Origin of the sequence: Chitinophaga pinensis DSM 2588, assembly GCF_000024005.1 — a bacterium.
GTDB classification, from domain to species: Bacteria; Bacteroidota; Bacteroidia; order Chitinophagales; family Chitinophagaceae; genus Chitinophaga; species Chitinophaga pinensis.
On the sequence record NC_013132.1, the window covers coordinates 3,319,981 to 3,344,683 of the forward strand.

Annotated in this window: 14 protein-coding genes and 1 tRNA gene; 5 read left to right on the forward strand and 10 right to left on the reverse strand. The window is 45.6% G+C overall.

The window, feature by feature from the left end; genetic code table 11:
- Positions 1-65 precede the first annotated feature (65 nt).
- From CPIN_RS13565 to CPIN_RS13575, 3 genes are all read right to left on the reverse strand, one after another.
- Positions 66-3,227 carry a glycoside hydrolase family 2 TIM barrel-domain containing protein gene (locus CPIN_RS13565; RefSeq protein ID WP_012790376.1) on the reverse strand — a complete coding sequence of 1,054 codons (3,162 nt, stop codon included), beginning with the start codon at positions 3,225-3,227 and terminating at the stop codon, positions 66-68.
- Positions 3,228-3,322: 95 nt separating this feature from the next.
- A complete protein-coding gene (locus CPIN_RS13570; protein WP_012790377.1) occupies positions 3,323-5,002 on the reverse strand; it encodes a RagB/SusD family nutrient uptake outer membrane protein in 1,680 nt (559 codons plus the stop codon).
- A gap of 11 nt (positions 5,003-5,013) precedes the next feature.
- Positions 5,014-8,151 (reverse strand): SusC/RagA family TonB-linked outer membrane protein, encoded by a 3,138-nt coding sequence (locus CPIN_RS13575; protein WP_012790378.1) that lies wholly within the window; start codon positions 8,149-8,151, stop codon positions 5,014-5,016.
- Positions 8,152-8,451: 300 nt separating this feature from the next.
- Here CPIN_RS13575 and CPIN_RS13580 point away from each other — a divergent pair, with 300 nt between their 5' ends.
- A complete protein-coding gene (locus CPIN_RS13580) occupies positions 8,452-12,522 on the forward strand; it encodes a response regulator (protein WP_245552127.1) in 4,071 nt (1,356 codons plus the stop codon).
- Between the two features lie 226 nt (positions 12,523-12,748).
- On the opposite strand, the gene CPIN_RS38965 is transcribed toward CPIN_RS13580, so the two are convergent.
- Positions 12,749-12,919 (reverse strand): hypothetical protein, encoded by a 171-nt coding sequence (locus CPIN_RS38965; protein WP_187294766.1) that lies wholly within the window; start codon positions 12,917-12,919, stop codon positions 12,749-12,751.
- Between the two features lie 194 nt (positions 12,920-13,113).
- On the opposite strand from CPIN_RS38965, the gene CPIN_RS13590 reads away from it, so the two are divergent.
- The gene (locus tag CPIN_RS13590; protein ID WP_012790380.1) at positions 13,114-14,721 is read left to right on the forward strand and encodes a glycoside hydrolase family 76 protein; all 1,608 of its coding nucleotides are present in this window, start codon (positions 13,114-13,116) and stop codon (positions 14,719-14,721) included.
- Positions 14,722-14,972: 251 nt separating this feature from the next.
- Here CPIN_RS13590 and CPIN_RS13595 read toward each other — a convergent pair.
- Positions 14,973-15,046: transfer RNA gene (locus CPIN_RS13595), tRNA-Arg, on the reverse strand.
- A gap of 93 nt (positions 15,047-15,139) precedes the next feature.
- Here CPIN_RS13595 and ung point away from each other — a divergent pair.
- Positions 15,140-15,811 carry a uracil-DNA glycosylase gene (gene ung, locus CPIN_RS13600; RefSeq protein ID WP_012790381.1) on the forward strand — a complete coding sequence of 224 codons (672 nt, stop codon included), beginning with the start codon at positions 15,140-15,142 and terminating at the stop codon, positions 15,809-15,811.
- Positions 15,812-15,891: 80 nt separating this feature from the next.
- On the opposite strand, the gene CPIN_RS13605 is transcribed toward ung, so the two are convergent.
- The 3 genes from CPIN_RS13605 to CPIN_RS36620 form a co-directional block, all read right to left on the reverse strand.
- The gene (locus tag CPIN_RS13605; RefSeq protein WP_012790382.1) at positions 15,892-17,034 is read right to left on the reverse strand and encodes an efflux RND transporter periplasmic adaptor subunit; all 1,143 of its coding nucleotides are present in this window, start codon (positions 17,032-17,034) and stop codon (positions 15,892-15,894) included.
- A gap of 11 nt (positions 17,035-17,045) precedes the next feature.
- Positions 17,046-21,398 (reverse strand): CusA/CzcA family heavy metal efflux RND transporter, encoded by a 4,353-nt coding sequence (locus tag CPIN_RS13610; RefSeq protein WP_012790383.1) that lies wholly within the window; start codon positions 21,396-21,398, stop codon positions 17,046-17,048.
- Positions 21,399-21,499: 101 nt separating this feature from the next.
- Entirely contained in the window at positions 21,500-21,877 is a 378-nt protein-coding gene (locus CPIN_RS36620) for a hypothetical protein (protein ID WP_052306800.1), read from the reverse strand.
- 127 nt (positions 21,878-22,004) lie between these two features.
- Between CPIN_RS36620 and CPIN_RS13620 the strand changes: the two genes are divergently transcribed.
- Together CPIN_RS13620 and CPIN_RS13625 are read left to right on the forward strand one after the other, a co-directional pair.
- Positions 22,005-22,589: a DUF1543 domain-containing protein gene (locus CPIN_RS13620; RefSeq protein ID WP_012790385.1), complete on the forward strand. Its 585-nt coding sequence runs from the start codon at positions 22,005-22,007 to the stop codon at positions 22,587-22,589.
- Between the two features lie 11 nt (positions 22,590-22,600).
- Positions 22,601-23,320 carry a DUF3891 family protein gene (locus CPIN_RS13625; RefSeq protein WP_012790386.1) on the forward strand — a complete coding sequence of 240 codons (720 nt, stop codon included), beginning with the start codon at positions 22,601-22,603 and terminating at the stop codon, positions 23,318-23,320.
- Positions 23,321-23,326: 6 nt separating this feature from the next.
- Here CPIN_RS13625 and CPIN_RS13630 read toward each other — a convergent pair whose 3' ends face one another.
- Together CPIN_RS13630 and CPIN_RS13635 are read right to left on the reverse strand one after the other, a co-directional pair.
- Complete coding sequence (locus CPIN_RS13630) at positions 23,327-23,824, reverse strand: hypothetical protein (RefSeq protein WP_012790387.1); 498 nt, start codon at positions 23,822-23,824, stop codon at positions 23,327-23,329.
- 19 nt (positions 23,825-23,843) lie between these two features.
- A complete protein-coding gene (locus CPIN_RS13635; RefSeq protein ID WP_012790388.1) occupies positions 23,844-24,569 on the reverse strand; it encodes a methyltransferase domain-containing protein in 726 nt (241 codons plus the stop codon).
- Between the last annotated feature and the right edge of the window lie 134 nt (positions 24,570-24,703).

Here is a 24,703-nt window from a genome sequence, read left to right on the forward strand (position 1 = left end):
GGATATGTCCTTTTCGATTACAGACAATCAACCCATATCCCGAGGATAGTCAAACGACCATAGAATTATTGTATTTTTAGTACATAAGAAAAAGATTGTGACACAGCACGCGGCACAAAGCGGTCAAGAGGACGGGGACCACAGGAGTTTGAGCCTACACCCAAAGTATGTGTGGATATGCAAAGCGCCGTAAGTTTGCTCTCCGGCAAGTCTATGCGATACTCAACATGCTGCAGATCCTCGTCGCGATACGGCAGGGCAGATACTTGCAGGAGGTCTTTAGTTTTTACAACAGACAGTGAAGCCTCATTGCTACGCACAGTCGCCCAGCGCACATCTTCATGGTTACCGCATTCCATGGGTTTTTCGTAAGGAGTGAGTTGCGCTTTTACACTGCTTCCCCAGATACCTACATCTTCGCCTGATTTACGATCAGCATAGTTCTCTTCAGGGCCACGGCCATAATACTGAAATTTATCCAGATTACTTTTTAGTAGTAATCTTACACCAACTCTTGCGAGTGGAATATTCACAGTTCCAAAGCTGAGGTTATTATTTACTTTTACCACACCATCACCGCTTATTACATAGGAAACCTGGTGATTTACGGTGAAGCCGTTGCGGCCTTTTCCATTTAGTGTTGCAGTAATAGTTATATCACCCTCATTTTTTATTGCTATATCGCTTGCGCTCCACTCCATTCTTTTAAGACCATAGCGCTCCCATTCATCATCCGCCCACATGTCGTCATTGCGATGAGGGGCACGCCATAAATGGAGTAGGGGGCCACCGTTTGTTTCCAGCATTTCCTGTCCCTTGCTTTTTATCGAGGTAAAGGTTCCTTTCTGCTTATTAAAAACAAGTGAAAAATTACTGCCATCAATCTCGATATCATTGTCAGCTTCTTTTACTGCAAGTGGGCCTTTTTGCATAATGCCTGTGAAGTCGCCATTCCCGCCAGGTATTTCCAGTTGCTGTGAGGCTACTTCAAAACCTTTATGCGCCCAGCTTTCTTCATTTGTCAATTTGAAAGAAAGTCGCACAATATACTCAGCATTTGATGTGCGCTTAGTGAATCTGGGTAATTGTACGTCAGCAGAATCGCCTGCTGCAACAGGCGGAAGCATTATTTTTCCGCTATCGGTAATAACACCATTTTTCATCAACGTCCAGCTGGCATTATAGCCATTCAGCGTGATAAATTGGTATTTGTTCAATATTCGTAATTTACCCCGGGCAATATCAACTGGTTTAACTTTAATCCACTGATATGCATGTTTTAGTTCCGGGTAATGAGGCTTGACACTGCGGTCAGAAAATACTACGCCTTTATGAATAAAGAAACGGTCGTTTGGCCATTCACCAAAACCTCCGCCGTAAGCAATGATGGGGTGTTGAGGATCAATACGGTTCCAGATACCCTGGTCTTCCCATTCCCAGATACAACCGCCTAACAATGCCGGATATTCATCAAACAAGTCGCTATATTCCTCTACGCTGCCCATCGAGTTAAACATCGCGTGCGCGTATTCGCAGAGATAGAATGGTTTGGTCAGGCCTGGTTCAGTAGCGTGGCGACGTACCTCGTGTAATTGCGTATACATCTCGCTGTCCATATCACTGGGGTTTTTATCACCTGTGCCAAATCCCTGATAGTGCGTAGGGCGGGTGGGATCCAGCTTTTGGATCGCGGCCAATGCTGCGCGGAAATTGGTGCCTCCGCTACCGCATTCGTTGCCGAGAGACCAGATAATGACTGAAGGATGATTTTTGAAATTCTCCACATTAGAGATATTCCGGTCTATGATAGCCGCTTTAATGCGGGGATCTTCATTAAATTCGTCCCATGCGCCGTGTGATTCCACATTCGCCTCTGCGAGCAGGTAGAGGCCGTACTCGTTGCATAGCTCATACCACTGGGGATCATTGGAGTAGTGTGACGTGCGCACGTGGTTACAGTTAGCCTGTTTGATCAGCAGGATGTCCCGGACCATATCGGGTTCAGACACTGTATGTCCTGTTTCCGGCCAGTTCTCGTGACGATTTACACCTTTCAGTTTTACTGCAACACCATTTACCATGAATACCCTTCCCTTGATTTCTATTTTACGGAAACCGGTGCGGGACGACATGGTTTCTATTACCTTTTTTCCGTCAAGTGCAGTAACTACAGTAGTGTAAAGCGCTGGGGTTTCAGCGGTCCATTTACGGGGATTGTATACCGGAAAAGCGACTTTCCAGGATGCTTCCTCGCCTGGCTGAAGGGCGCTTACATCCGCTGTACCTGATTTAATCAGTTTTGTACCATCATACAATTCTACGGATACTTTTCTTGCTGGTGTTTTTGTAGTGCCGTAGTTTTTTATTTTACCGGATGCATTCAGGGTGGCATGCACATAGTTCGCATCGAGATCAGTACTTATAAGGAAGTCACGGATATGCTCCTGGGGCGCGCTCCACAGCGTTACATTGCGGAAAATGCCGCTAAGGCGGAACATGTCCTGATCTTCCATATAACTGCCGGTAGTGAAACGATACACTTCCACAGCAATGATATTTGCGCCGGGTTTCACAAATTCAGTGATGTCAAACTCCGCAGCATTGCGGCTATTGACGCTATAGCCAATTTTATGACCATTCACCCATAGGAAAAAACCTGCGTCTACGCCATCAAAGGTTATAAATATCCGCCGGCCATCCCAGTCAGCAGGTACATCAAAATTACGGCGATAGCTGCCTACCGGATTACGTTCTTTATAGGCTGTAAAATTGACTGGCGGAGTACTCATTACCCGGGGAAAATCCTTCTGAAAGATATAATTGAAATTACTATAGTATGGTGTGCCATAACCTTCTACCTGCCAGCAGGACGGTACTTTGATATCTGCCCATTTTTCCACTGAAAAATCTGGTTTGTAAAAGTCCACCGGTCTTTGTTGCGGCCAGGGTACGTAATTGAACTTCCAGGTGCCGTTGAGTGACTTTGAAAAAGAAGAGGCATAGCGATTTGCGTTGAGTGCTTCTTTCAGATCTGCGTAAGGCATCAGGGTGGCATGGGCAGGTTCTTTGTTGATACCCAGGCATTCCGGATCTTCAATTTCTTTGGGCACAGTCGCGGTGTCAGTTTTGCTGTGCCATGGGCCGTGCTGTAGCTGTATTTGCTGGAATGCGTAAGACGACCCGGTCATGCTGACGGCAATCAATAGACTTAATAATGAAAACTTCATGATTTTATTTTAGTAAAGAGATTGGTTCCGCTTCATTAAACCAGTACAGCGCCGGGGAGCCGGCGCTGTACTGGTTTATTTATACCATACAACGTTTAATATCCCGCATTAGGTGTAAGTCGTGTGTTTTGTTCCATTGCACTTTGTGGAATGGGCAGCCAGTTCATATGTTGTGAGAATGTACTGTTAAATATGGGTACCTTGGTATAGGTTAGTCTACCATTAGCCTCCGTCGTAATTTTCATACCATATTGCGGATGAGTAAGTACGGCTTCCCCCTTTGTAGTGATATCCCAGCGGCGGATGTCGTACCAGCGTTTGTCTTCAAACGCAAGTTCTATTCTGCGTTCGCGGCGGATATTTATACGCATTTCGGTTTGGGTCATTCCTGCCGGTAACGCAGGTAAACCAGCGCGTCTTCTCACACTATTAATGGCACTATATACACTGGCATCCGGTCCGGTAGCTTCGTTTTGCGCTTCAGCATAGTTAAGCAGTACTTCCGCATAGCGGTAAAAGATATAGTTGGAAGTACCGGGGTAAATTCCGAGACTGGTCTGGCCAAGAATAGATTCGTCAAGGGTTTTTTTGCCATTGTAACCAGTATTACTGATGTCGCTGGAGGAACCCAGATCGATCTGGTTATTGCCGCCTACACGTGATAGGAATGTGTAACCCTGCCAGGTAGAGCCGTCATATACAATCGTCGCATAAAATCGTGGCTCGCGGTTTACATATGGTTGTTGCGGATCGTAACCGGAAGCAGGGTCTGTAATAGGCAGGCCATTCGCCATTTCATAGTCGTCCACCAGATTTTGGGTAGGTTCAAGATTTCCCCATGCCTGTTGTACGCCATGTACAATCACTGGTCCCTGCATACCTTCCCGGCGGTGTCCTTTGCTTGGGACTGCATACCCTCTTGCGAAGATCGTTTCAATGTTCCAGTTGTTTGCTGCCAGAAATTGCCCATTGTAGTCAGGGAAGAGGTCATAAACATTAAGATCTATAACCGCTTTATTAGCAGCGGCAGCTTTTGCCCATCGGGCCGGATCGTTATTAGTATTTACAAGGATGCTGGCAGCAAACAGATCTACTGCTCCTTTAAGGGTAAGGGCAGCACCTTTAGTAGCGCGGCCTGTAGCAGCAGCTTTTGTAGGCAGATCAGCAGCCGCGGCATCGCAATCAGCTTCGATAAATGCCAGCGTCTCCTCCATGCTGGCGCGAGGAATGAATATTTTGTCGCCCATCGTCTGATTATTCAGTGGCTCGGATATCAGCGGAACACCTCCATAGTTTTGATACAAGAAGGAATAAAACAGTGCACGCAGGAATTTTACTTCCGCTACGCGTTGTTGATACCATTCATCGGAGAAATGATCCCGGTATTTTGCAGCTTGCTGCAGGAACACATTACATCTGCGGATTCGGCTGTAGTTCTCGGACCATTTAAACATAGCGCCAGGTCCATCCGGCGCATTTGATGGATTCAACGCATTAGAACGGATGAGGGATTGTCCTGTCATCCACGTGGCGCCTACACAACTGTTATCCGTCCATTGGTCCAGCAGCTGAGATTCATTATTCATATCAGGCAGCTGGTCGTAAATATCATTTACGAAAAGATCAGCATTTGCTTCAGTGGCGAAGGTGCTTTCATCAGTGAGGGATCCTTTTGGATCTACATTCAGAAAGCCATCTTTTTTGCAGGCGCTCGTAATGAAGATCAGCAGTGCCAGCACGAGGACATGACCGTATGAATTATATTTATATTGCATGATTTTTACATTTAAAAAGTGGCATTAATACCGAATGTGATAACCCGTTGCTGGAAGTAGTTCATATTGCTGCTGTTATTCTCCGGATCCAGTATTTCCCTGATATGGGGAGTCCAGGTGAAGAGATTTTGCCCGGAAACGTACAGGCGGAGCGAGCTGATACTGTGACCCAGGGTTTTGGATGAGAATGTATATCCCAGCTCAGCACTACGAAGCCGCAGGTAGGATGTATTACGCATCCACCAGGATGATTGCTGTGTATTGTTGGCGGTAGGTGCGCCTGTAATTCTTGGATATAATGCGTCAGTATTGGTAGGCGTCCAGTGATCCTCGTATGCCAGCTCAGTGGCTGAGCCGGATGACTGGAAGGGCCATACAAAGTATTGGCTCACATACAGGGAACTGTGACCGGAACCCTGGAACAGCAGGTCCACGTCAAATCCCTTGTAAGACAGACGAGGCTCAAGGCCATAAATAATTTCAGGTGTACTGGAGTAACCGATGCGGGTGATGTCGTTTGCATCGATTCTGCCATCGGGTTTACCGTCTGGACCTAATAAGTCGGCATAACGTATATCTCCCGCCTTTACATTACCGAAACTGGGTACAGGAATGCCAGCTTTCAGGCTTCCATCACTATTGAAATCATTCTCCTGGAAATAGCCGATGGCCTGGAGGCCAAACTGCGTACCGTTAGGGCGTCCGGTTTGACGGCGATTGACATTTTTGTAGGTAGCATCGTTCTCGTATACTTTCAGCAGCTTGTTACGTGCATAGGTAAAAGTACCCGTCACATCCAGTCGTAAACCGTTAGAGAATGTTTTGCTACTGCCCAGGCTAAGGTCAATCCCCCTGTTCTGCATGATACCAGCGTTAATCAAACCTACACCAATACCATATTCTGCGGGTAAGGAGTTACCTATGCCTACAAGCATATTGGAACGTTTTTCACTAAAATAATCTGCCTCTATACTCAATAAGCCTTTCCACAGACTTATATCAAATCCTATATCTGTTTTCCTGGCACGTTCCCAGGTGATATCAGGATTCCCCTGGAGCGCTTCTTTGATGCCTTGTGTAGTATTGCCGCCAATTACAGCAGAATTTCCATTTACATTGTAAGGACTCAGGTACTGGTAAGTCTGGATGCTGCCGCCGGAGCTGGGATATGCTCCGGATTCGCCCCAGGAACCTCGTAACTTAAGTTGATCTATCCATGTGATCTTTTTCATGAATGCTTCTTCGGAAATACGCCAGCCGGCAGAGAATGCAGGGAAAAAGCCAAACCTGTTACCAGGTGCAAACAGGTAGCTGCCATCGTAACGACCAGCTGCCTCGAAAAGATACTTATTGTCATAACTATAACCGATGCGGTAGACGTATCCGAGCTGGCGCTGACCGTTGGATAGTCCGGAGCTGGTTGCATCTGAAGCGGCCGGACCACCGAAGTTCAGCTCATCAATGTCCAGGTTATAGTTGATACGTTGTGCGCGGAACGTCTGATATTTTACCGAGCGATTTTCCACGACGGCCAGCGCAGTAATATCACTTTTACCGAAGTGACCAATATAATTAAGCATTCCCTGGTAAGTAAGCGCCTTATTCATCGAAAAATCTTCGTAGAACTGGGCCTTGGAATTTCCCTGAATACCCTTCACATATTCGTATGGACGTTTGGTCGTATCCACGTTCCAGAATGGGATGGGTGTCCGGTATTCGCGCTGGAAGGAAGTTTTGTTGTTGAAGATAGGGTCCGGACCATTGTCGTAGCTAACTACTGCTTTGATACTGAGTCCTTTAACAGGTAATTGCTGATCAATGGACAATTGGGTGATCAGGGAACTGTTTTCACTCAGGTGGTAGCCACTATGGTAAATTTCACCAATAAGCGACTGACCAATATAGCCTGTCCATAAACCGTTGCTGTAATAAACCGGCGTTGTAGGCGCCTGACGCATGGCCTGGTCGAGAATGCTGCCCGCGCCGGTAGCAGGAAAATGCTGGTCTTCGACGTAACCATTAGCCATCAGACTAACCTTCGTGGTTTTAGTTACGTTCGCAGTCAGACTCAGATTAGCCATATATTTATTCAAATACGTGGTACTCCACATACCATCCTGGTGCTGGTATCCGACGGACGCAAAATATTGATAGTCGCTGCCGCCACCGCTTAAAGACAGGTTGTGATAAGTAATTGGCCGGTTAGGCTTAATAATGTCGTCAAGCGGGTGACCGTCAGGGTGGCCATCGGGATCAGAATGGTCTCTGAACTTCTGAATATCTTCTGCGCTGTAGGCGGCAGGCTGTCCATCGTTGGCATTTGCCTCGTTACGCAGCATTGCATACTGGTAAGAGTTTACAAACTTAGGTACGCGCGTAGGGTTCTGAAATCCATAATATCCATTGTAAGCCAGTGTAGGTTTACCAGCCTTACCTGTTTTGGTCGTTACCAGAATTACACCATTGGCCCCTGCAACGCCATAAGGCGCCACTGCAGCCGCATCTTTTAATACGGTAAAAGTTGCTACTGTATTAGGGTCCAGCCGGCTGAAATCACGGGGTACACCATCCACGATAAGCAGTGGAGCAGTACTTCCGATGGAGCCGGCACCACGGATCTGGATATTAGAGGCATCAAAGCCCGGCTCTGCAGAACCCTGAGTGGCAATAAGTCCTGATACTCTTCCCACTAAGCTGTTGCTCAGATTCACGACCGGTTTGTTAGCAATCTCGGCAGTCTTAATAGTCGATATAGCTGCAGTCAGGGAAGTTCGTTTCTGTGTACCATAACCTACTACAACCACATCGTTTAGTACTTTAGCTGATTCCTGCAGCTGAACATTTATAACTGCTCTGCCAGCGACCGGTATCTGCTGGCTTTCATAGCCTAAAAAAGAAACCACCAGTGTAGCCTTATCTGGTGCTTTCAGCGTAAAGTGTCCGATTGCGTCTGTTTGCGTGCCCGTGTTTGTCCCTTTTATTAAAATACTAGCGCCCGGTATTGGTTGGCCGGAGGCGTCCGTTATCAGTCCGGCGACTGTTATATCTGCGCCAAGTGACAGTAATGGTAAAAATAAAATCAGCAACAAGGTTACGCCGGAAAGCCACCGCTTATTAAAGCTGTTTCCGTCGGTTGGTGTTCGTTTCATGCGTGGATGTTTTGTAACTGGAATTTGATAATGATGGTATAAGATTGTAGAAACTCAAAATTGAGAAAAGTAGGGGTAGGCAGTTTGCCTTTGTATGCATATGACCAACACTTTTGTACTTATTTTCTATAGGAGTGGATAATATGCGCTTGCCAGATCGTACATTTTTCTGTCACTATCATACATCTGATAGGTAAGAATTCCAACTGTAGCGTGTTTTGCGGTTTTTAATTTGTAAACTTGCCAGTGATTGTATTAAACCAAAAACGCTCAGTTCTGCCGTACAGATATTTTTTGAAAGTGTTGTTGTCAGGGTTGATCATGTTGATGACAACCAGGCAGCATGTATTGGGACAATCATACCCTTACCATTTTAACGCCCTCACGGTAGATGAGGGACTTTCTCATACAGATGCTACTGACATTGTGCAGGATCGATGGGGATACATCTGGGTGTCGACTCTTTTTGGCATCAACAAATTTGATGGATACAACGTCCGGAGATATTATAATAGTAATATACCCCTGAATAATGCTTACCGCAATCGCGTGATCTGTATGGCAGTCGACAGTACCGGCTTTTTGTGGTTGGGTACAGAAGCCGGTTTTCAGCGTTTTGATACCCGTACAAGTCAATATATCGATTACCCGGTTAGCCAGGGATCGTCAGCGAATGACCTTACGAAAATTGTGATCTCCTCATCACATACCTTTTACGCCCTCGCTAGCAAAGATCAGCTGCGCTGTTATTTGCTGAAAGGCACAACCCTACAGGAGAAGAAGCTGCATCTGCCTGAAGGCGTCGGCATCAGTGACATAGCTATGGACGTCGGGGGACAGCTCTATCTGGCTACTACAAGTGGCTTATGGGTGCTGGGCGAAAATGGTATTGCGCATATGATAAAAGTGGCAGGTTGCGCCGAAAATCACTTCAGCAAACTCTTTATTGACCAAAACCGACACCTGTTACTCGCTACGGGTGAAAGACTTTACCTGGTTCAGACAGTGGGCGACTACCCGAGCGTGGTCAAAACTGCTGCCATTCGTGGTGAGGTGAGCGATATGGTGCAGGAGGCGGGAGGCAATTACTGGATTAATAGCAGTCAGCGTCTGACAAGATTGGATAAAAACCTGGTTTTTGTTCAGGAGATCAATAATGAAAGTCCCATTAAATACGTCGATCTAAGCGGACTTCAAAGCCTTTTCATTGACAAATCTCAATGTATATGGACCGTCAGTTTTGGCAATGGGGTACAATATGCTGACCTTAATGAAAAGAAATTTTATACCCTTCAGCACCTGCCGGAAACTCCCTACTCTCTTTCGGGTAGCTATGTGCGGGCCATTCTGGACGAGAACGGGAAGGATCTCTGGGTAGGCACAAGCGATCATGGGCTGAACCACTATGATCTTCAGAAGCAGCAGGTGGTACAGGTATATAACAATTATAATAGTACGGTGCGTCTGCCTGAGAATACAATCACGGCACTGGCAACTGACAATGAGCATAATTTGTGGATAGGGGGGCAGAGCGGTATTACTGTCATGCGCCCCAATCGCCAGGAACTTTGGCGACCACCGGGGGCAGAGAATTTTCCTGCACATGTTATAGATGTATTGGCCAAAGATTGCTTTGGTAATATCTGGTTTGGTGACCATACACATAAATTTGGCGTAATCTTTAAAGACGCCGTAGGGAAATACCATGTAAAAGAATACGGGGAAAGCTTTTTTATACATGCAGATTCCGTGAAGCCCCAGTTGATGATTTCCAGTACACATGGCCTGAAGCGACTTATAATAGATAAGGAAGGTAATATTGTAAAAAGCTGGAGCTACGAAGCTACTGGTAAACCTAATTCACTTAGTTCCAACTATACTTATCCGATTGCAAAACAGAACGACAGTATATATTGGATAGGAACTATCGGCGGCGGACTGAACCGCATAATCCTCCGTGCTGATGATACTTACGCCATTACCCAGTTTACTAAAGGTGTTTTTAAAGATGTAGAAGGACTGGAAGTAGATGATAAAGGTTTTATATGGCTGGCAGGCAATGGTCTGCAACGTTTAGATCCGCGTACTGGTGCGGTAATTCGCTATGATAAAAAAGACGGACTACAGGGAAACAGCTTCAAGGTTAATTCTTCCTGCCGCGGAGCCAATGGAATGTTATTCTTCGGTGGTATAAACGGGTTGAATTATTTCCAGCCATTGGAGATCACAGCCAACCCTATAGCTGCCGTCCCACAAATTAGCCGCCTTTCTGTGAACAACGAAGCTGCGGACTCTGCCCGTTATATCACAAACGTCGCCGCAGTACGCCTTAATTATCTGCAGAATAATTTCGTAATTTTCTTTAGTGCCATGCACTATGCGAACCCTTTGAAATGTCGCTTCCGGTATATGTTGAAAGGCTACGATCACGTCTGGCAATATACAGATGGTAACCATGCCAGCGCCGCTTATAGTAACCTTGACTTTACTGAGTACAAATTCATAGTAGAAGCCTCTAATAATGATGGCGTCTGGAATAGTCAGCAGGCCAGCGTAACTATTATTATGATACCACCATGGTGGAAGAGCTTCCCGGCGAAGCTATTTTACATTTTACTTATTATGGCGGTCCTGGTAGGTATTTATATTTATCAGGCCCGGTGGTACCGGCTTAAGAATGAGCTTCTACTGCGTGCCGTAGCAGAACGACAAAGAGAAGACATTCATCAGCAGCGTGAGCAAATGTACCAGCAACAATTACAGTTATTTACAAATATCTCCCATGAATTCCGTACACCCTTAACGCTTATCCGTGGTCCACTTGAATACCTGATCTCACATGATGGCCAGTCAACACATTTACATGCTTACCAGCTCATGCTACGCAATGTGAAACGGTTGATCAATCTTGTAAGTGAACTGATGAATTTTAAAAAGGTAGCAGATGGCGCTATCCGCCTACAGGTACAGCCTATGTCAATAGATGAATTTTGCCAGAGCCTATATACAGAGTTTGGAGCTCTAGCAGAGAGTAAAAATATAGCCTTTAATATCACAGGCGATATAGGCCAACGGGATATTATAAGCTATTTTGACGCACAGGTACTTGAGAAGATTTTGCTGAATCTGTTAAATAACGCTTTTAAATATACAAGCAACGGTGGTAAGGTGACCATGCAGTATTTTCTGGATGAGGATAAGTTTAAACCATCTTTTGATACGGGCTTCCGATTGCCAAATGAGTTTAAGGCCAGCAAATATATTTATTTCCTGGTCTCCGATAGTGGTATTGGAATTTCAGAAGCATCTATTCAAAGCATATTTGATCGTTATTACAGGGTGAGCAACCATCACCTGGGATCTGGTGTTGGCCTGGCTTTAGTAAAGAGTCTTACTCAATTACACAAAGGAGAGATAGCCGTATTTAGTGAGCGGAATAAGGGCACGGAATTTCTGGTGGCCTTACCCTGGGGTAAAGAAAACTACAGCGCTGGTGAGATCATAGAGCCCGGAAGTATGTCGGGGTCGCAGTTGGAGCAGCTGGATAGTCCAACGCCATTATTGTCAAAGCCTGTGCCTACGGCGCCAATGAGTACCCGAAAAGCCAGGCATATCCTGTTAGTGGAAGATAACCAGGAGCTACGTACCTTTTTGCGCGAATCGCTCGAACCATATTACCATATACATGAAGCCGCGGATGGAAATAGTGCAATGACTATAGCCACAGAACTTAATCCTGACCTGATAATAAGTGATGTAATGATGCCGGGCGGGAATGGTATCGACTTGTGTAAACACATTAAACAAACCTTCGAGACCAGCCATATTCCTTTCGTAATTTTATCTGCCAGGGATGGGTTGGAAACCAAAATAGAAGGTCTGAAGTCAGGGGCTGATTACTATTTTGCAAAGCCACTGAATATGTCCCTCCTTCTGTTGACTATTAATAATATTTTTGAGCAGAATTCGAAACTGAAACAGCGCTATACGAAAGATCATCTCATAGAGGCCACGGAATTAGTGCATTCAGAAAAAGACAAGGATTTCATGAATACATTGCTCCAGATTATTGAGGAAAATATACAAAACCCTGAGCTGGAAGTGGAATTCCTGTGTATGCGTATGAACATAAGTCGTACAAAGCTTTACCAGAAAATCAAAGGCATTTCAGGACAGTCCGTTGGCGAATTTATTAAGACAATTCGTTTAAAACAGGCTATTTATATTATGACACACGAGGATATAACGCTGTCAGAAGTCGCCGACAGAATAGGGCTACAGAGCAGTTCGTACTTTTCACGGATGTTTAAGAAAGAATATGGAAGCACTCCTTCCGAATTTGTAAAAGGTCTGAGAAACGCATCAAAATAGGGAATCAGCAATAGACAATCTCCACTCACTGTTTCAGAGAATAGTTTTATACTAGTATTGGAAGAATGTTGGCTTTATAAGAAACCTCTTTAAGTGAGACATAAGACCAGTTTGATTTTTGTACTTTTATGTCTATGAAAATAGACAGAGAGGAGTATCCTGATCCGGCTGCGGTTCCGGAAAATAAAGGAAAGCATATCATACACACCGGAGGAGCTCATTCTTCTTATCTGCAGCTTCCGGTCAAATCAATATAATACTGTTGGTGCAGATCTCCTAATACTGGTTTCTCTATTAAGAGATAGAGATCTGCATTATCATAATCAGTTAGTCCATCTACCGTTATTTCTACCATTTTCCCCCTGCCCAGGAGGCCTTTCGGACCTGAATTTTTCATTTTCTTCCACATTTACACAACAAAGGGCAACAAAATACTTTACGTCAAAAAATATGGACGAATGGGCAAGCCCCTGAAGGTTGAATGTTTGTTATTTGCATCATCCCCATCTGAAAAAACCACTATGGAACCCTAAAGATGCAGGGATACCTATATATAATCGAAATTTTAAACCTCTAAAGAAAATTCCATTTATGAAAACACTGAAAAGCAACCTTTTCGGAGTTGCAGTCACATTTGCAAGTGTGCTTCTGCTACTCAGTTCCTGTAAGAAAGCAGAGCAATCACTGCCCGTAGACAAGCTGGATCTGACAACAAAGTCAGCGGCCAACGCATTATTGCTGGTGGAAGCTAACCCTAATGCCGATGCGGCGTTCAATTCATTCAATTCGAGTTTTCTGGTTTCTTCCGGAACAACTCAATATTACAAAGAGGCCCTGAATGTTTCGGGCAAGGATTATTTCTGGCGCCAGGCGCTGGATATTCAGATGGTCGAAGACGTTTACCTGCGCACGCAGAGTAGTGCTCATAGAACTCTGATAACCAATATGCTGAATACCTTTCTACAGCAGAACCAGGGCAGCGGCGGATTATATGACTGGAACTGGAATGATTTCAATGATGACCTTCAGTGGGCAGGTATTGCCTTTGCACGGGGTTACCAGATAACCGGCAACACTACCTATCTTAATCAGGCGAAATATGCCTTTGATCGTAGTTATAACCGCGGTTGGACAACTGAACTGGGCGGAGGCGTCTGGTGGGATGTTAACCACGAAAGTAAATCCGGACTGAGTAACAACCCTGAAATGATTCTGGGCTGTTATATCTATGAGGCCACGAAGGATATCGGCTATCTGAACAAAGTGATAGCGATATACAATTGGGTAAAGGCTACACTCTATAATTCAGCTACGGGTGCTGTATATGAGAATATCCGTCCTGATGGAACAGTCAGCGCCGATGCCAATGTTTATAATATTGGTGCTTTTGTCAGTGCAGCCAATCACCTTCACCGCCTGACCGGAAATGCTGTGTATTACGATGATGCCAAACGGTCAGTGGATTATGTAAGGAACAATAAGACGGTCAACGGAATTATGACAAATGGACAACGTCAGGGTACCTGGCAGTCCGAATTTATCAGGGGACTGGGCGAATTTGTTCGGGATAACAATCTTTGGAGTACCTATTACACCTGGATGAAACAGAATGCTGATGCCGCCTGGAATATACGCCGCACAGACAGAAACCTGATGTGGAACAACTGGACAACGACCACACCATCCGATAACGTTACGACAGCGGTAGAATGTATTGGAGGCGTAATTATGCAGCAGATCACGCCGACAACGCAGCCAACTGGCATTACCAATAATTCAGTTTACAGACTGATTCCGAAGATTAACGAGAACAGTGCCCTGGATATCGCTGGTTCCGCCAGTGGTTCACTTGCCGGAATATGGGATTGGAATAACGGATTAAATCAGAAATTCCGGATGGTATCCCTGGGATATGGTTATTTCAGACTTGTACCACAGCATAACACAGGGACGTCGCTGGATGTGACCGGAGGAAGCGCCGAGAACAACACCCCGATAGAGATATGGACAAGTAATAACAATTCATCACAGGCATTTAAAGTTGTTTACGACTATCACGGCTATTATAAATTGAAACCGAAATGTGCACCATCGAGCTGCGTTAACGTGGCAGGAGCTAATCCCGCTAATGGAACAAAGTGTGTCTTGTGGCCGGAATCCAATGTGGATCAGGAACGGTTTGCGCTGGCGGTGCAATAACCTGAGCAGTATGATATGAATCGTCGTTAAAAAAGTTGACGATGGAATAAATTATCCCGGTTGCTTTATGTAGCCGGGATATTTTATTTAGTGAATACCTCTGATCCTTTTTGAAAGCCATGTAAGAATCCTTGAAAGCTTACCAGGCGGTACAAGTATAAGCACTTGTGTTATTCCAGGTCAGCAGGATTTGCCGCAATATCTACGAACTTATCGCATAAAAAAAGCGCGATGTAAATCGCGCTTTCTAGTGAACCGGAATGGATTCGAACCATTGACCTACTGCTTAGAAGGCAGTTGCTCTATCCAACTGAGCTACCGGTCCGTTTTCCAAATTTTTGCCATACATTAGCGTTTCATTTGGGAGTGCAAATCTATGTAAAAATCCATTAATTCAAAATAAATTTTAAAAAAAAATATGGAGGTTAAAATTGAACCCAGCTGGAAGGAGGTCCTCAAAGACGAATTTCACAAAGCCTATTTCGAACAAATTGTCATGGCACTCAAGCATGAAAAAGCGGTAGGAAATACTGTTTATCCTCCTGGAAACCTGATTTTCAATGCATTCGAGCATACCCCCTTTGACAAGGTGAAGGTCGTACTGCTGGGCCAGGACCCCTATCATGGTCCCAATCAGGCCCACGGATTATGTTTTTCTGTACAGGATGGTATCAAGCCCCCGCCATCTCTGGTGAACATCTATAAGGAGATGAAAGAAGATCTGGGCCTGCCGATCCCGCAGGGTGGTAACCTGACAAAGTGGGCTGATAATGGGGTGCTGCTACTCAACGCAATGCTCACTGTACGGGCAAACGAGGCTGCTTCTCACAGCAAAATAGGTTGGGAGAGCTTCACGGACTCCGTGATCCGGAAAGTGTCTGATTTGAAGGAAAATGTGGTATTTATTCTTTGGGGACGTTTCGCACAGGATAAACAGGTCCTGATCGACGCTACCAAACACCATATCCTGAAAGCAGCCCATCCCTCGCCTTTTAGTGCCGATAAAGGCTTTTTTGGATGTAAACACTTCTCCAAGACGAATGAACTGCTGTCTAAGGCCGGTATTGAACCGGTGGACTGGCGTTTATAGTCTGCAAGATAAAAACAACAAAGGCCTCGCCGGAACGGCGGGCCTTTGTGTTTTGTTTACGTGTACTGGTGTAGGTTCAACTATTCTTCTTCCGCACTGTTTTTCATTTTCATCAACAGTGCATATGCATTTTTAGTAACAAGTCTGGTTGTCTCCGTAATACCTGGCGCTGAAAACTGCTCCTGTCCCTCATACACATTACCCGGCGTCACAGGAACCATTTTAAACAGGTTATTGCCCTTATCCTCAAAGACATAGAATTTATTCTCCCAGCGGACAATCGCCGCTTCATTCACCGTCAGGGCCGTCACATTGTTGACTACCACTTCCGCATTCATGAACATACCGGGCAATAAAGAAGCGTCAAACTGTTTAAAATGACAGTGAATGGTCGCCATATGCTCTGCATCCAGGTTTTTGCTGATAAGCAGGATTTCTGCCTCATATTTCTTGTCGGGGTGCTCATTGGTATAAGCAATTACCTTCTGACCAATAGAGAGCTGATTGACGTCCTTTTCGAATACTGTGAGGGATAAATGGATATCGCTGGGATCCACCAGCTCAAACAATACATCGGTCGGAGAAGTGTATTTGCCGATATTCACATTCACTTTCGCCACAAATCCATTGATAGGACAGTAGATATTCACACTTTTAGAGATATTCCCCGCATGTAAATGGGTAGGATCTATCCCGATCAGCTCCAGTTTACGTCCCAGCGCCTGCATGGCAATACGCTGACTTTCCATCTCCGCTTTCGCCAGTTGGAATACTTTATCACTACTGGCTTTGCTGGCATTCAGTTCCTGCTGGCGCTTGTATTCGGTCTCCGCAAAGCTGAATTTCTCCTTGGCCAGCAGATAATCCTGCTGTAACTGGATGAACTGCATATCTTCCAGTACGCCCAGTACCTGTCCCTTGCGGACATGTGTGCCCGGCAACAGGTCTGTTTTTTTCAGATAACCTCCCAGCGGAAAGCTGACACTGACCGTACTCTGTGGCGGTACGTCGATCGTGCCCTGTAAACGCAGGGTACCGTTGACCGCTGCCGTGGAAGGAGTACCGGTTTCAATACCGGCGTTTTTGATCTGTTCCGGCGTCAGACTAACAGCATTGCTGTCAGCCGTTGCTGGTGCAGCCTCTGTCGCTGCGGGTGCTTTGGAGGCTTCATGACTGCTACACGCGGCCAGGAAAAGGACATATAAAAAGAGATATCTGTGCATGTCTTGTTGAATTAGCTATTTTGTAGTTTCAGTACCTGTATAACAGACTGGTTATAGTTGTTCAGCATATCGAGATATTCATTCCGGATACCAATGGCCTGGTCCACCAGGATCACCCATTGCAGATAGTCGATCTCTCCGCCTACAAATTGTTTATCGGCTGTTGTGATGATGGCCGCCGCATTCTCCAGCCCTTTTGTCTGGTAGTATTGCAGACTCGCCGCATACTTCCGCAGCTGCGTCTGTGCATTCTGCCATTCCGTTTGTGTCTGTAAAAGCGCATAATCTGTCCGTTGACGCGCCAGTTGCCAGTCTATCTGTGCAGCTGCTGCCCTGGAACGCTGTGTACCGAAGAACAAGGGAATATTAATACCCGCATTCACATAACTGAAACGTTTGCTGTTATCATAAAATACTTCCTGACCATTCACGTTCTGCAGACCATTAATACTCTGGTTATTATATCCCACAAAGAAGTCCGGTAACAATTTTGATCGCTCCGTCCGCCAACGCCATTGTGCAGCGGCTGACACATGTTCCAGGGTTTTGATCTGCGGCAGCTGACTGAAACTGGTATCTGCCACCGTGTTGTACACCAGCCGGATACTGTCCGGGGAAGGCTGATAGGCAATACTATCTCCCAACAGCAAATTGAACTGTTTAGTCGCTACCTGTATATCAGCAGATAACATCTCCAGCTGATTCGCAATCTGCTGTCTATGAGATACCGCCGTTGTCTGCTCCAGTATATTCGTTTCCCCTGTTTTGAAACGCAGGGTCGCCTTTTCTTCGAATAAATGATAGATACTATCCGCATACTGCAACAACTGCTGCTTTTCATACAACCATACCCAGTCGTAGAACACCCTCCGGACATTCGCCCGTATATCCTGCTCGGCCAGCTGTGTCTGTGCCTGTGCCGCGAGATAGTTTTCTTTTAATGCCTTTTTCTGATGACCATAGACCGTCGGAAAACTCAATGCCTGCGTAATACCAAAGCGGTTATCGTTATTGATGCTGTTGATCTTTCCGTAATCGGCGTTTAACTGTGTCTTGGGAAGGTCCACACCCGTCTTTTGTCGTAGCCCCTCCGCTCTTTCATTCAAACGGGCATTCGCCGCCTGCATATTATGCTGCATCGCAATGTTGATGGCTTGCTGTAGTCCCACCGGGCGCTCCTGTGCCTTTGCTACAGGAATGCTCAGGAATAAGATACCTGCAATGATCACCGCCTTATTTACCGTCACTTTTTTCTTTCCTTCAAATAAGAGATACAAGGCGGGTAATACAAATAAGGTCAGCAGGGTAGCTGTCAGCAGTCCACCAATCACCACCGTCGCCAGTGGTCGTTGTACTTCTGCTCCTGCACCATCACTTAATGCCATTGGCAGGAAACCCAGAGAGGCTACCGCAGCTGTCATCAATACCGGCCGCAGACGGTTACGGGTCCCCTGCATCACCAGTTCTAACGTATCTGTGATACGTCCTTCGCTTTTGATACGATTAAATTCAGAGATCAATACAATACCATTTAGTACGGCTACGCCGAATAATGCAATAAATCCTACACCGGCAGAGATACTGAAAGGCATGCCGCGTATCGCCAGTGCAAATACACCGCCGATAGCAGATAGCGGAATGGCTGTGTAAATCAGCGCCCCTTCTTTCACAGAAGAAAAGGCAAAGTATAACATCGCAAAAATGAGCAGCAGCGATACAGGTACCGCAATACTCAGTCGTTTTTTTGCCTGTTGCAGATTCTCAAAAGCACCGCCATAAGTAAGGGTATAACCCGGTTCCAGTTTTACTTTACTGTTGATCTTATGCTGTAATTCTTCCACGATAGACTGCACATCTCTACCTCTCACGTTAAAGCCTATCGTAATTCTACGTTTGGCATTCTCACGCTGGATCTGATTAGGTCCCTCTATTTCATCGATAGCCGCCACCTGGTATAAAGGAATCTGGTTGCCGGTGGATGTAGCAATCATCAGGTTACGTACATCCTCGATATTACGGCGGCCTTCGTTACCCACTCTTACGACCAGGTCAAACCTTTTTTCACCTTCATATACCTGTCCGGCAGCAGCGCCTGCAAAGGCCGCATTTACCGTACGGTTTATTTCATCGATATTCAGACCGTATTTCGCGATCTCATTCCTGTTATAACGAATCACCACCTGCGGCATACCGGTTACCTTTTCCACATACCAGTCCGCAGTACCTTTTACCGTCTTACTGATATTCCCGATCTGCTCTGCATATTTCGCCAGTTGATCCAGGTCTTCTCCGAATACCTTACATACTACATCCTGTTTAGCGCCTGTCATTAGTTCGTTGAAACGCATCTGTACGGGGAACTGGAAGCCCATGGTCACACCAGGGATTGCATTTTGTACCACCGCCGACATCTTATCCGCCATCTCCTGAAAACTTTTCGCGCTGGTCCACTCAGATTTATCTTTCAATACAATGATCATATCTCCTCCCTCAATCGGCATCGGGTCTGTCGGTATTTCCGCACTGCCGATACGTGATACGATTTTCTCCACTTCCGGAAACTTGGATTTCAGCAAACCGGAGATCTGCTGGAAAGTAGCAATCGTTGTACTCAGGTTTGTACCGATCAGTAACCTTGTTTCTACGGCGAAATCACCTTCTTCCAGTTGTGGGATGAATTCACCCCCCATTCTGCTGAATATGAGTATTGCCAGGGCAAATAAGCCGAAGGCAAAAGCCACCAGCGTCTTACGTATGCGCAATGCCCGGCTCAGCGCCTTCTGATAGATACGCTCCAGTTTATCCATTACACGGTCAGAAAGATTCGGTTTGTGTGTGAGTTTTTTACTGATAAACAATGCACTCACCATCGGCACATAGGTCAAAGACAGGATAAAGGCGCCCATAATGGCAAACGCGACGGTTTGTGCCATCGGCTTGAACATTTTACCCTCAATGCCCTGCAGGGAAAGGATAGGCAGGTATACGATCAGGATGATGATCTGTCCGAATACCGCCGCATTCATCATACGGGAGGAAGAACCAGCTACCTCCGCATTCATTTCTTCCTGGGATAACTTGTCTATGTGCTGATATTTTTTAGAAAAATGCAGGTGATGGAGAATCGCTTCCACAATGATCACGGCCCCATCTACGATCAGACCGAAGTCCAGTGCACCAAGACTCATCAGATTACCACTCACGCCAAAGGTATTCATCATAATAATGGCGAAAAGCATGGATAAGGGGATGACAGATGCTACGATCAATCCCGCACGCAGGTTGCCCAGGAATATCACCAGTACAAAGATGACGATCAGCGCACCTTCCAGCAGATTATGCTCTACAGTGCCAATCGCATTGTTCACCATTTTCGTACGATCCAGGAAGGGCTCTATACGCAGTCCTTCGGGTAATGTCTGCTGGATCTCCGCAATACGTTGTTTTACATTCTGGATCACTTCAGAGGAATTTTCCCCTTTCAGCATCATCACGATGGCCCCGGTCACTTCCCCGGTATTATTGTAATTAAGCGCCCCGTAACGGGTAGCAGCGCCCATTCTCACACTGGCTACGTGCCGGATCAGTACAGGTACGCCGGCAGAAGTATTTTTTACGACGATATTCTCAATATCTGAAATGCTGCCTGCCAGCCCTTCACTACGGATATACATCACGGTCGGCCCTTTTTCTATATAAGCGCCGCCGGTGTTCTGGTTGTTAGTCTGTAGTGCGGTAAAGACGTCATTAATGGTCAGTCCCAGTGATTTCAACTGATAGGGATTGATAGCGACCTCATATTGTTTTAACTCTCCGCCAAAGGTGGATACATCTGCTATGCCTTTTGTACCGAGCAACTGTCTTCTCACCAGCCAGTCCTGTATGGTGCGGAGGTCTGCAAGATTGTACTTGCCTTCATAACCGGGCTCCGGACGTAATACATACTGGTATATTTCCCCTAGACCGGTGGAAACAGGTGCCAGTTCCGGTTTACGGGCATTCGCCGTTATCTCGACCTGTTGCAGTCTTTCTGTTACCTGCTGACGGGCCCAGTAGACGTCTGCATCGTCTTCAAACACAACACTGATCAATGACAATCCGAACCTGGACATACTGCGACTTTCCTTGAGATGCGGAATGTTGCTGATGGCCTGTTCGATGGGAAAGGTGATCTGTCTTTCCACATCCTGTGCTCCCAAAGCAGGTGCGGTCGTAATAATCTGTACCTGGTTGTTGGTGATATCAGGTACGGCGTCAATTGGCAGACGGGTCACTTCAAAGATGCCATAGATAATCCATAGCAGCATGAACAACCCAATTACCAGTTTGTTTTTAACTGAGAATTGAATGATCTTATCGAGCATGATTGCTGTTGAATAAATTGCTGGAAAATCAATGCAGGACACTAACGGAGATAATACCGCTATATCAGGTCAACGCATTGAATAAATAAAATGTGGGCAAATCAGGCGCAGGGCGGTCTGAAAGGAGAAGTGAGGTCAGGATCCGGGTGATATTGGTCCTTATAGGCTATAAATGTCCGTGGGATGATCTGTTCAGCCGCAATGATCTGCGGTACAGCAGAGAAACGTACAATCAGTACCTGGTGGATATTGATATTTACTTTTTTGAAAGGGAGCTGATTATCCCTGGCGTTGTCATTGTCGTCCAGGTCCTGTCCCCAGTAGTGCATAGCGAGAAATTCCAGCAGACTCACCTTAGGATCACGCTCCTGATGCTCCTTAAAGTGCTCAAACAGCACCGGCAGCTTCAGAAACTGATCCAGGGAAGTAGTTTCCACTGTCATAAATATTACCAGTATGTAGAGGCATACTTTTCTCACAGCGGCAAAATTAAACCATCTGTCGGTTTATCCAAGGGCATAGATAAAAAATATGCCTATATAAGGAGTTAATGTGATGAATGGTCTGACAATTGTACTACTCCTCTTACAATTATTTTTTTTTGACATGCAACAGACAGCAGATTATCCGCTCAAGTTATATATGGTGTTATTAGGGTCCAGAGGGCGGGGACGTCATGTGGAACAGCACGACTATTTCTTTGGAATTGCCGCCAGTCTTCGGGACCTGGTTCCACAAATGAAGGCTTTCTGGCCTGAAGCAGGGAATAGTCTGCATATTGATGGCTGGCGGGAAGTGACCAATGTCGATGGGTACAGCGTAACCGTTATTCCCAAAACGGAAACACTGATCCCATCCGCCAGGAAATTATTTTTTATTAACCTGGGTGGATATCAGTCCGGTAAACTGGAAGAACAACATGATACCCTGCTGACGGTACAGGACGACCGCACAGGCGCAATGAAAGCGGCGAAACGGACTGATTTCTTTAAGACGAATGCAATTCCCGCCGTAAAAGGCGCCAATACGCACATTGATGAGAAATACGGGATAGATGTGGATGAGATATATCGTATTGACGATCTGCTGGCTCCGGAAGATAAAGTCCGGTATCAGATCCGGCTTACGCCTGCTCATAGTAGCGCTGCCGATGAAATACATCTGGGGTATTTTCAATTGCATAAGATATAATTAATCAGCAGATGATAGTTAATTATACAAGTGAAGGCTGGGAGATCATTACACAACGTGCCCACGGGATGCTGTCCGCAGCAATCGCATATAACTGGAACGATAATGTGAAGACGCATCGTTGGCTGGAGACATTAATGGCGATAGCAGAACATGATGACGGACAAACAGAGCTTAATGGAGCAGATCTGCTTACCGCCTCAGGTGGTCCCGTAGATTTTAAGATGCGTGAGATTACGATTGAACATTGTATCAATACCATTAATCTTGCCCTTAGCAAGAGCACTTATATTGCCTTACTCTGTTCTATGCACCTGGAATTTGTATGCGGGAAAAACTGTGGGAAACGGGTAACGGCTTTTCTGAAAGAACAACAAAAAGCGCGTGTGAAGTGGAGACATCAATTGAAAATGACATCCGCTGAGGCTGACAGGGACTATGCCCTGCTGGAATGGTGCGATGCCCTTTCCCTGTTGCTGTGCCAACGTGAGAATCAGCCAGAACATCGGGCTGTAGACATCAGCCGGGGACCTGATAAAAAGAAGTATCAGCTTATCCAGAAAGACACAGATACACTTACGGTGAGCCCCTGGCCTTTCCAACCGGATCAATTGCAGGTGCAATATGAAAAGCGGTTGTTACCCGCATTGGCCTATAACAATGCCGCAGCATTTAAAGCCGCATTATTGAACGCACCGCTTGAGTTTAAGACCTGGATCTTTGAAAAGTAAAGTCTTTTATACTTTACTGGATGATATACGCTTTGCCAGCAATACAAATGCGGCAAATTCTCCCAGGTAACCAATCCACAATATGACCGGACGACAGATGAAAATCCGGGTGTTACTGCTGAGGTATTCAAACCGCTCATGTATATTTTGAAACAACACTCTCGGATTAAAGGGTAGCTGTAAAGCGACCGATTCCTTTAATCCGCCGTATGATTGTATATCCCAACTGACAGCCCAGCAGATATAACAGCTAAGTCCTGCAATGACCAGATGGAGGGTCCGGTTATTACTTTTCGTAAAGCCTCTTAGCCATTTGAAGAGGAACATGAAGGCAAGGATGATGATAATGAATACGATTTGCGGTCTGTAAGTACCTGAGTGAGAAGAGGACATTGCATAGCAATTCCCCAATACAAATGCAGATAATATACTGACAGACGCCCCAATGGCAATTCTTAATAAACTGGGTGCTTCGGTTCTTTGATAAGTACTGCTCTGCGGCATAGGTATAATTTTATAATAATCAGTTATAATAAGAAGTAACAGCTTCCTGACCAGTATAATTAGGTCCGGCCTGGTCATCAGCTCCCACGTATTCCCTTCCGAAGGTGACTGCCCTTGGCCCTTTACAGTACAAGACTTTCGTTCTGGCATTGTATTGTATATCATTTTGCCGGAAGATCTTTTTCAGATGATCTTTGCCGGCACCGGTGATGATCACGCTATTCACATCAAAGTTACCATAGAACACACCGTTTTCGCTGATAGCTGCAAATATCTTTGATAACACGTGCAGTTTATCACCCATATAGTGCAGGCCATGCACACAGGTGATGAGATCGTATGGTGTTGCGGGTTCCCAGCTGACAGCCGATTGTATAGCAAAAGACAAACAGTTAACACCGTCAGGTACGGACCAGAACCCATCAATAAGATCCATACCACTTAACGCCGCCTTGTCCTGTAACTGGTTCTTCGCCAGCTGACCAGCCGCCTGTATCAACGCTTTCCCCTGACCACAGCAGATGTCCAGCCATTTTACATGGCCATATTGCTGAATGTATGCCGCCAGCCATGCTTCCGGTTTGAACTTAAACTCCTGTTCATAACTATTGACGCCACTGGCATTGCGCTCCCGGTTCATACGGTTATTCGCCACTATGGCAGATGTTATTAACGCTGATTCAGATAACAGTTTCATGGGTCTATCGTACTGATGCGAAGCAAATTTCCGACTATTTCTACGCATTTCAGGCTTTTTCCCGTGCCAAATTCTTAATTCTTAATTCTTAATTTCTTTTTAATATTGGTGTCTTTTTTACATTTAAAGTGCCTGCTTTCTATTTCTACAAAGGATTTTTTACTATCTTGTCATCCGCCTGC

What these genes read in the sequence shown, in the direction of transcription:
- CPIN_RS13565 (WP_012790376.1), bottom strand. Translation starts at nt 3,227, where the DNA reads ATGAAGTTTTCATTATTAAGTCTATTGATTGCCGTCAGCATGACCGGG.
- CPIN_RS13570 (WP_012790377.1), bottom strand. Translation starts at nt 5,002, where the DNA reads ATGCAATATAAATATAATTCATACGGTCATGTCCTCGTGCTGGCACTG.
- CPIN_RS13575 (WP_012790378.1), bottom strand. Translation starts at nt 8,151, where the DNA reads ATGAAACGAACACCAACCGACGGAAACAGCTTTAATAAGCGGTGGCTT.
- CPIN_RS38965 (WP_187294766.1), bottom strand. Translation starts at nt 12,919, where the DNA reads ATGAAAAATTCAGGTCCGAAAGGCCTCCTGGGCAGGGGGAAAATGGTA.
- CPIN_RS13590 (WP_012790380.1), top strand. Translation starts at nt 13,114, where the DNA reads ATGAAAACACTGAAAAGCAACCTTTTCGGAGTTGCAGTCACATTTGCA.
- ung (WP_012790381.1), top strand. Translation starts at nt 15,140, where the DNA reads ATGGAGGTTAAAATTGAACCCAGCTGGAAGGAGGTCCTCAAAGACGAA.
- CPIN_RS13605 (WP_012790382.1), bottom strand. Translation starts at nt 17,034, where the DNA reads ATGCACAGATATCTCTTTTTATATGTCCTTTTCCTGGCCGCGTGTAGC.
- CPIN_RS13610 (WP_012790383.1), bottom strand. Translation starts at nt 21,398, where the DNA reads ATGCTCGATAAGATCATTCAATTCTCAGTTAAAAACAAACTGGTAATT.
- CPIN_RS13620 (WP_012790385.1), top strand. Translation starts at nt 22,005, where the DNA reads ATGCAACAGACAGCAGATTATCCGCTCAAGTTATATATGGTGTTATTA.
- CPIN_RS13625 (WP_012790386.1), top strand. Translation starts at nt 22,601, where the DNA reads ATGATAGTTAATTATACAAGTGAAGGCTGGGAGATCATTACACAACGT.
- CPIN_RS13630 (WP_012790387.1), bottom strand. Translation starts at nt 23,824, where the DNA reads ATGCCGCAGAGCAGTACTTATCAAAGAACCGAAGCACCCAGTTTATTA.
- CPIN_RS13635 (WP_012790388.1), bottom strand. Translation starts at nt 24,569, where the DNA reads ATGCGTAGAAATAGTCGGAAATTTGCTTCGCATCAGTACGATAGACCC.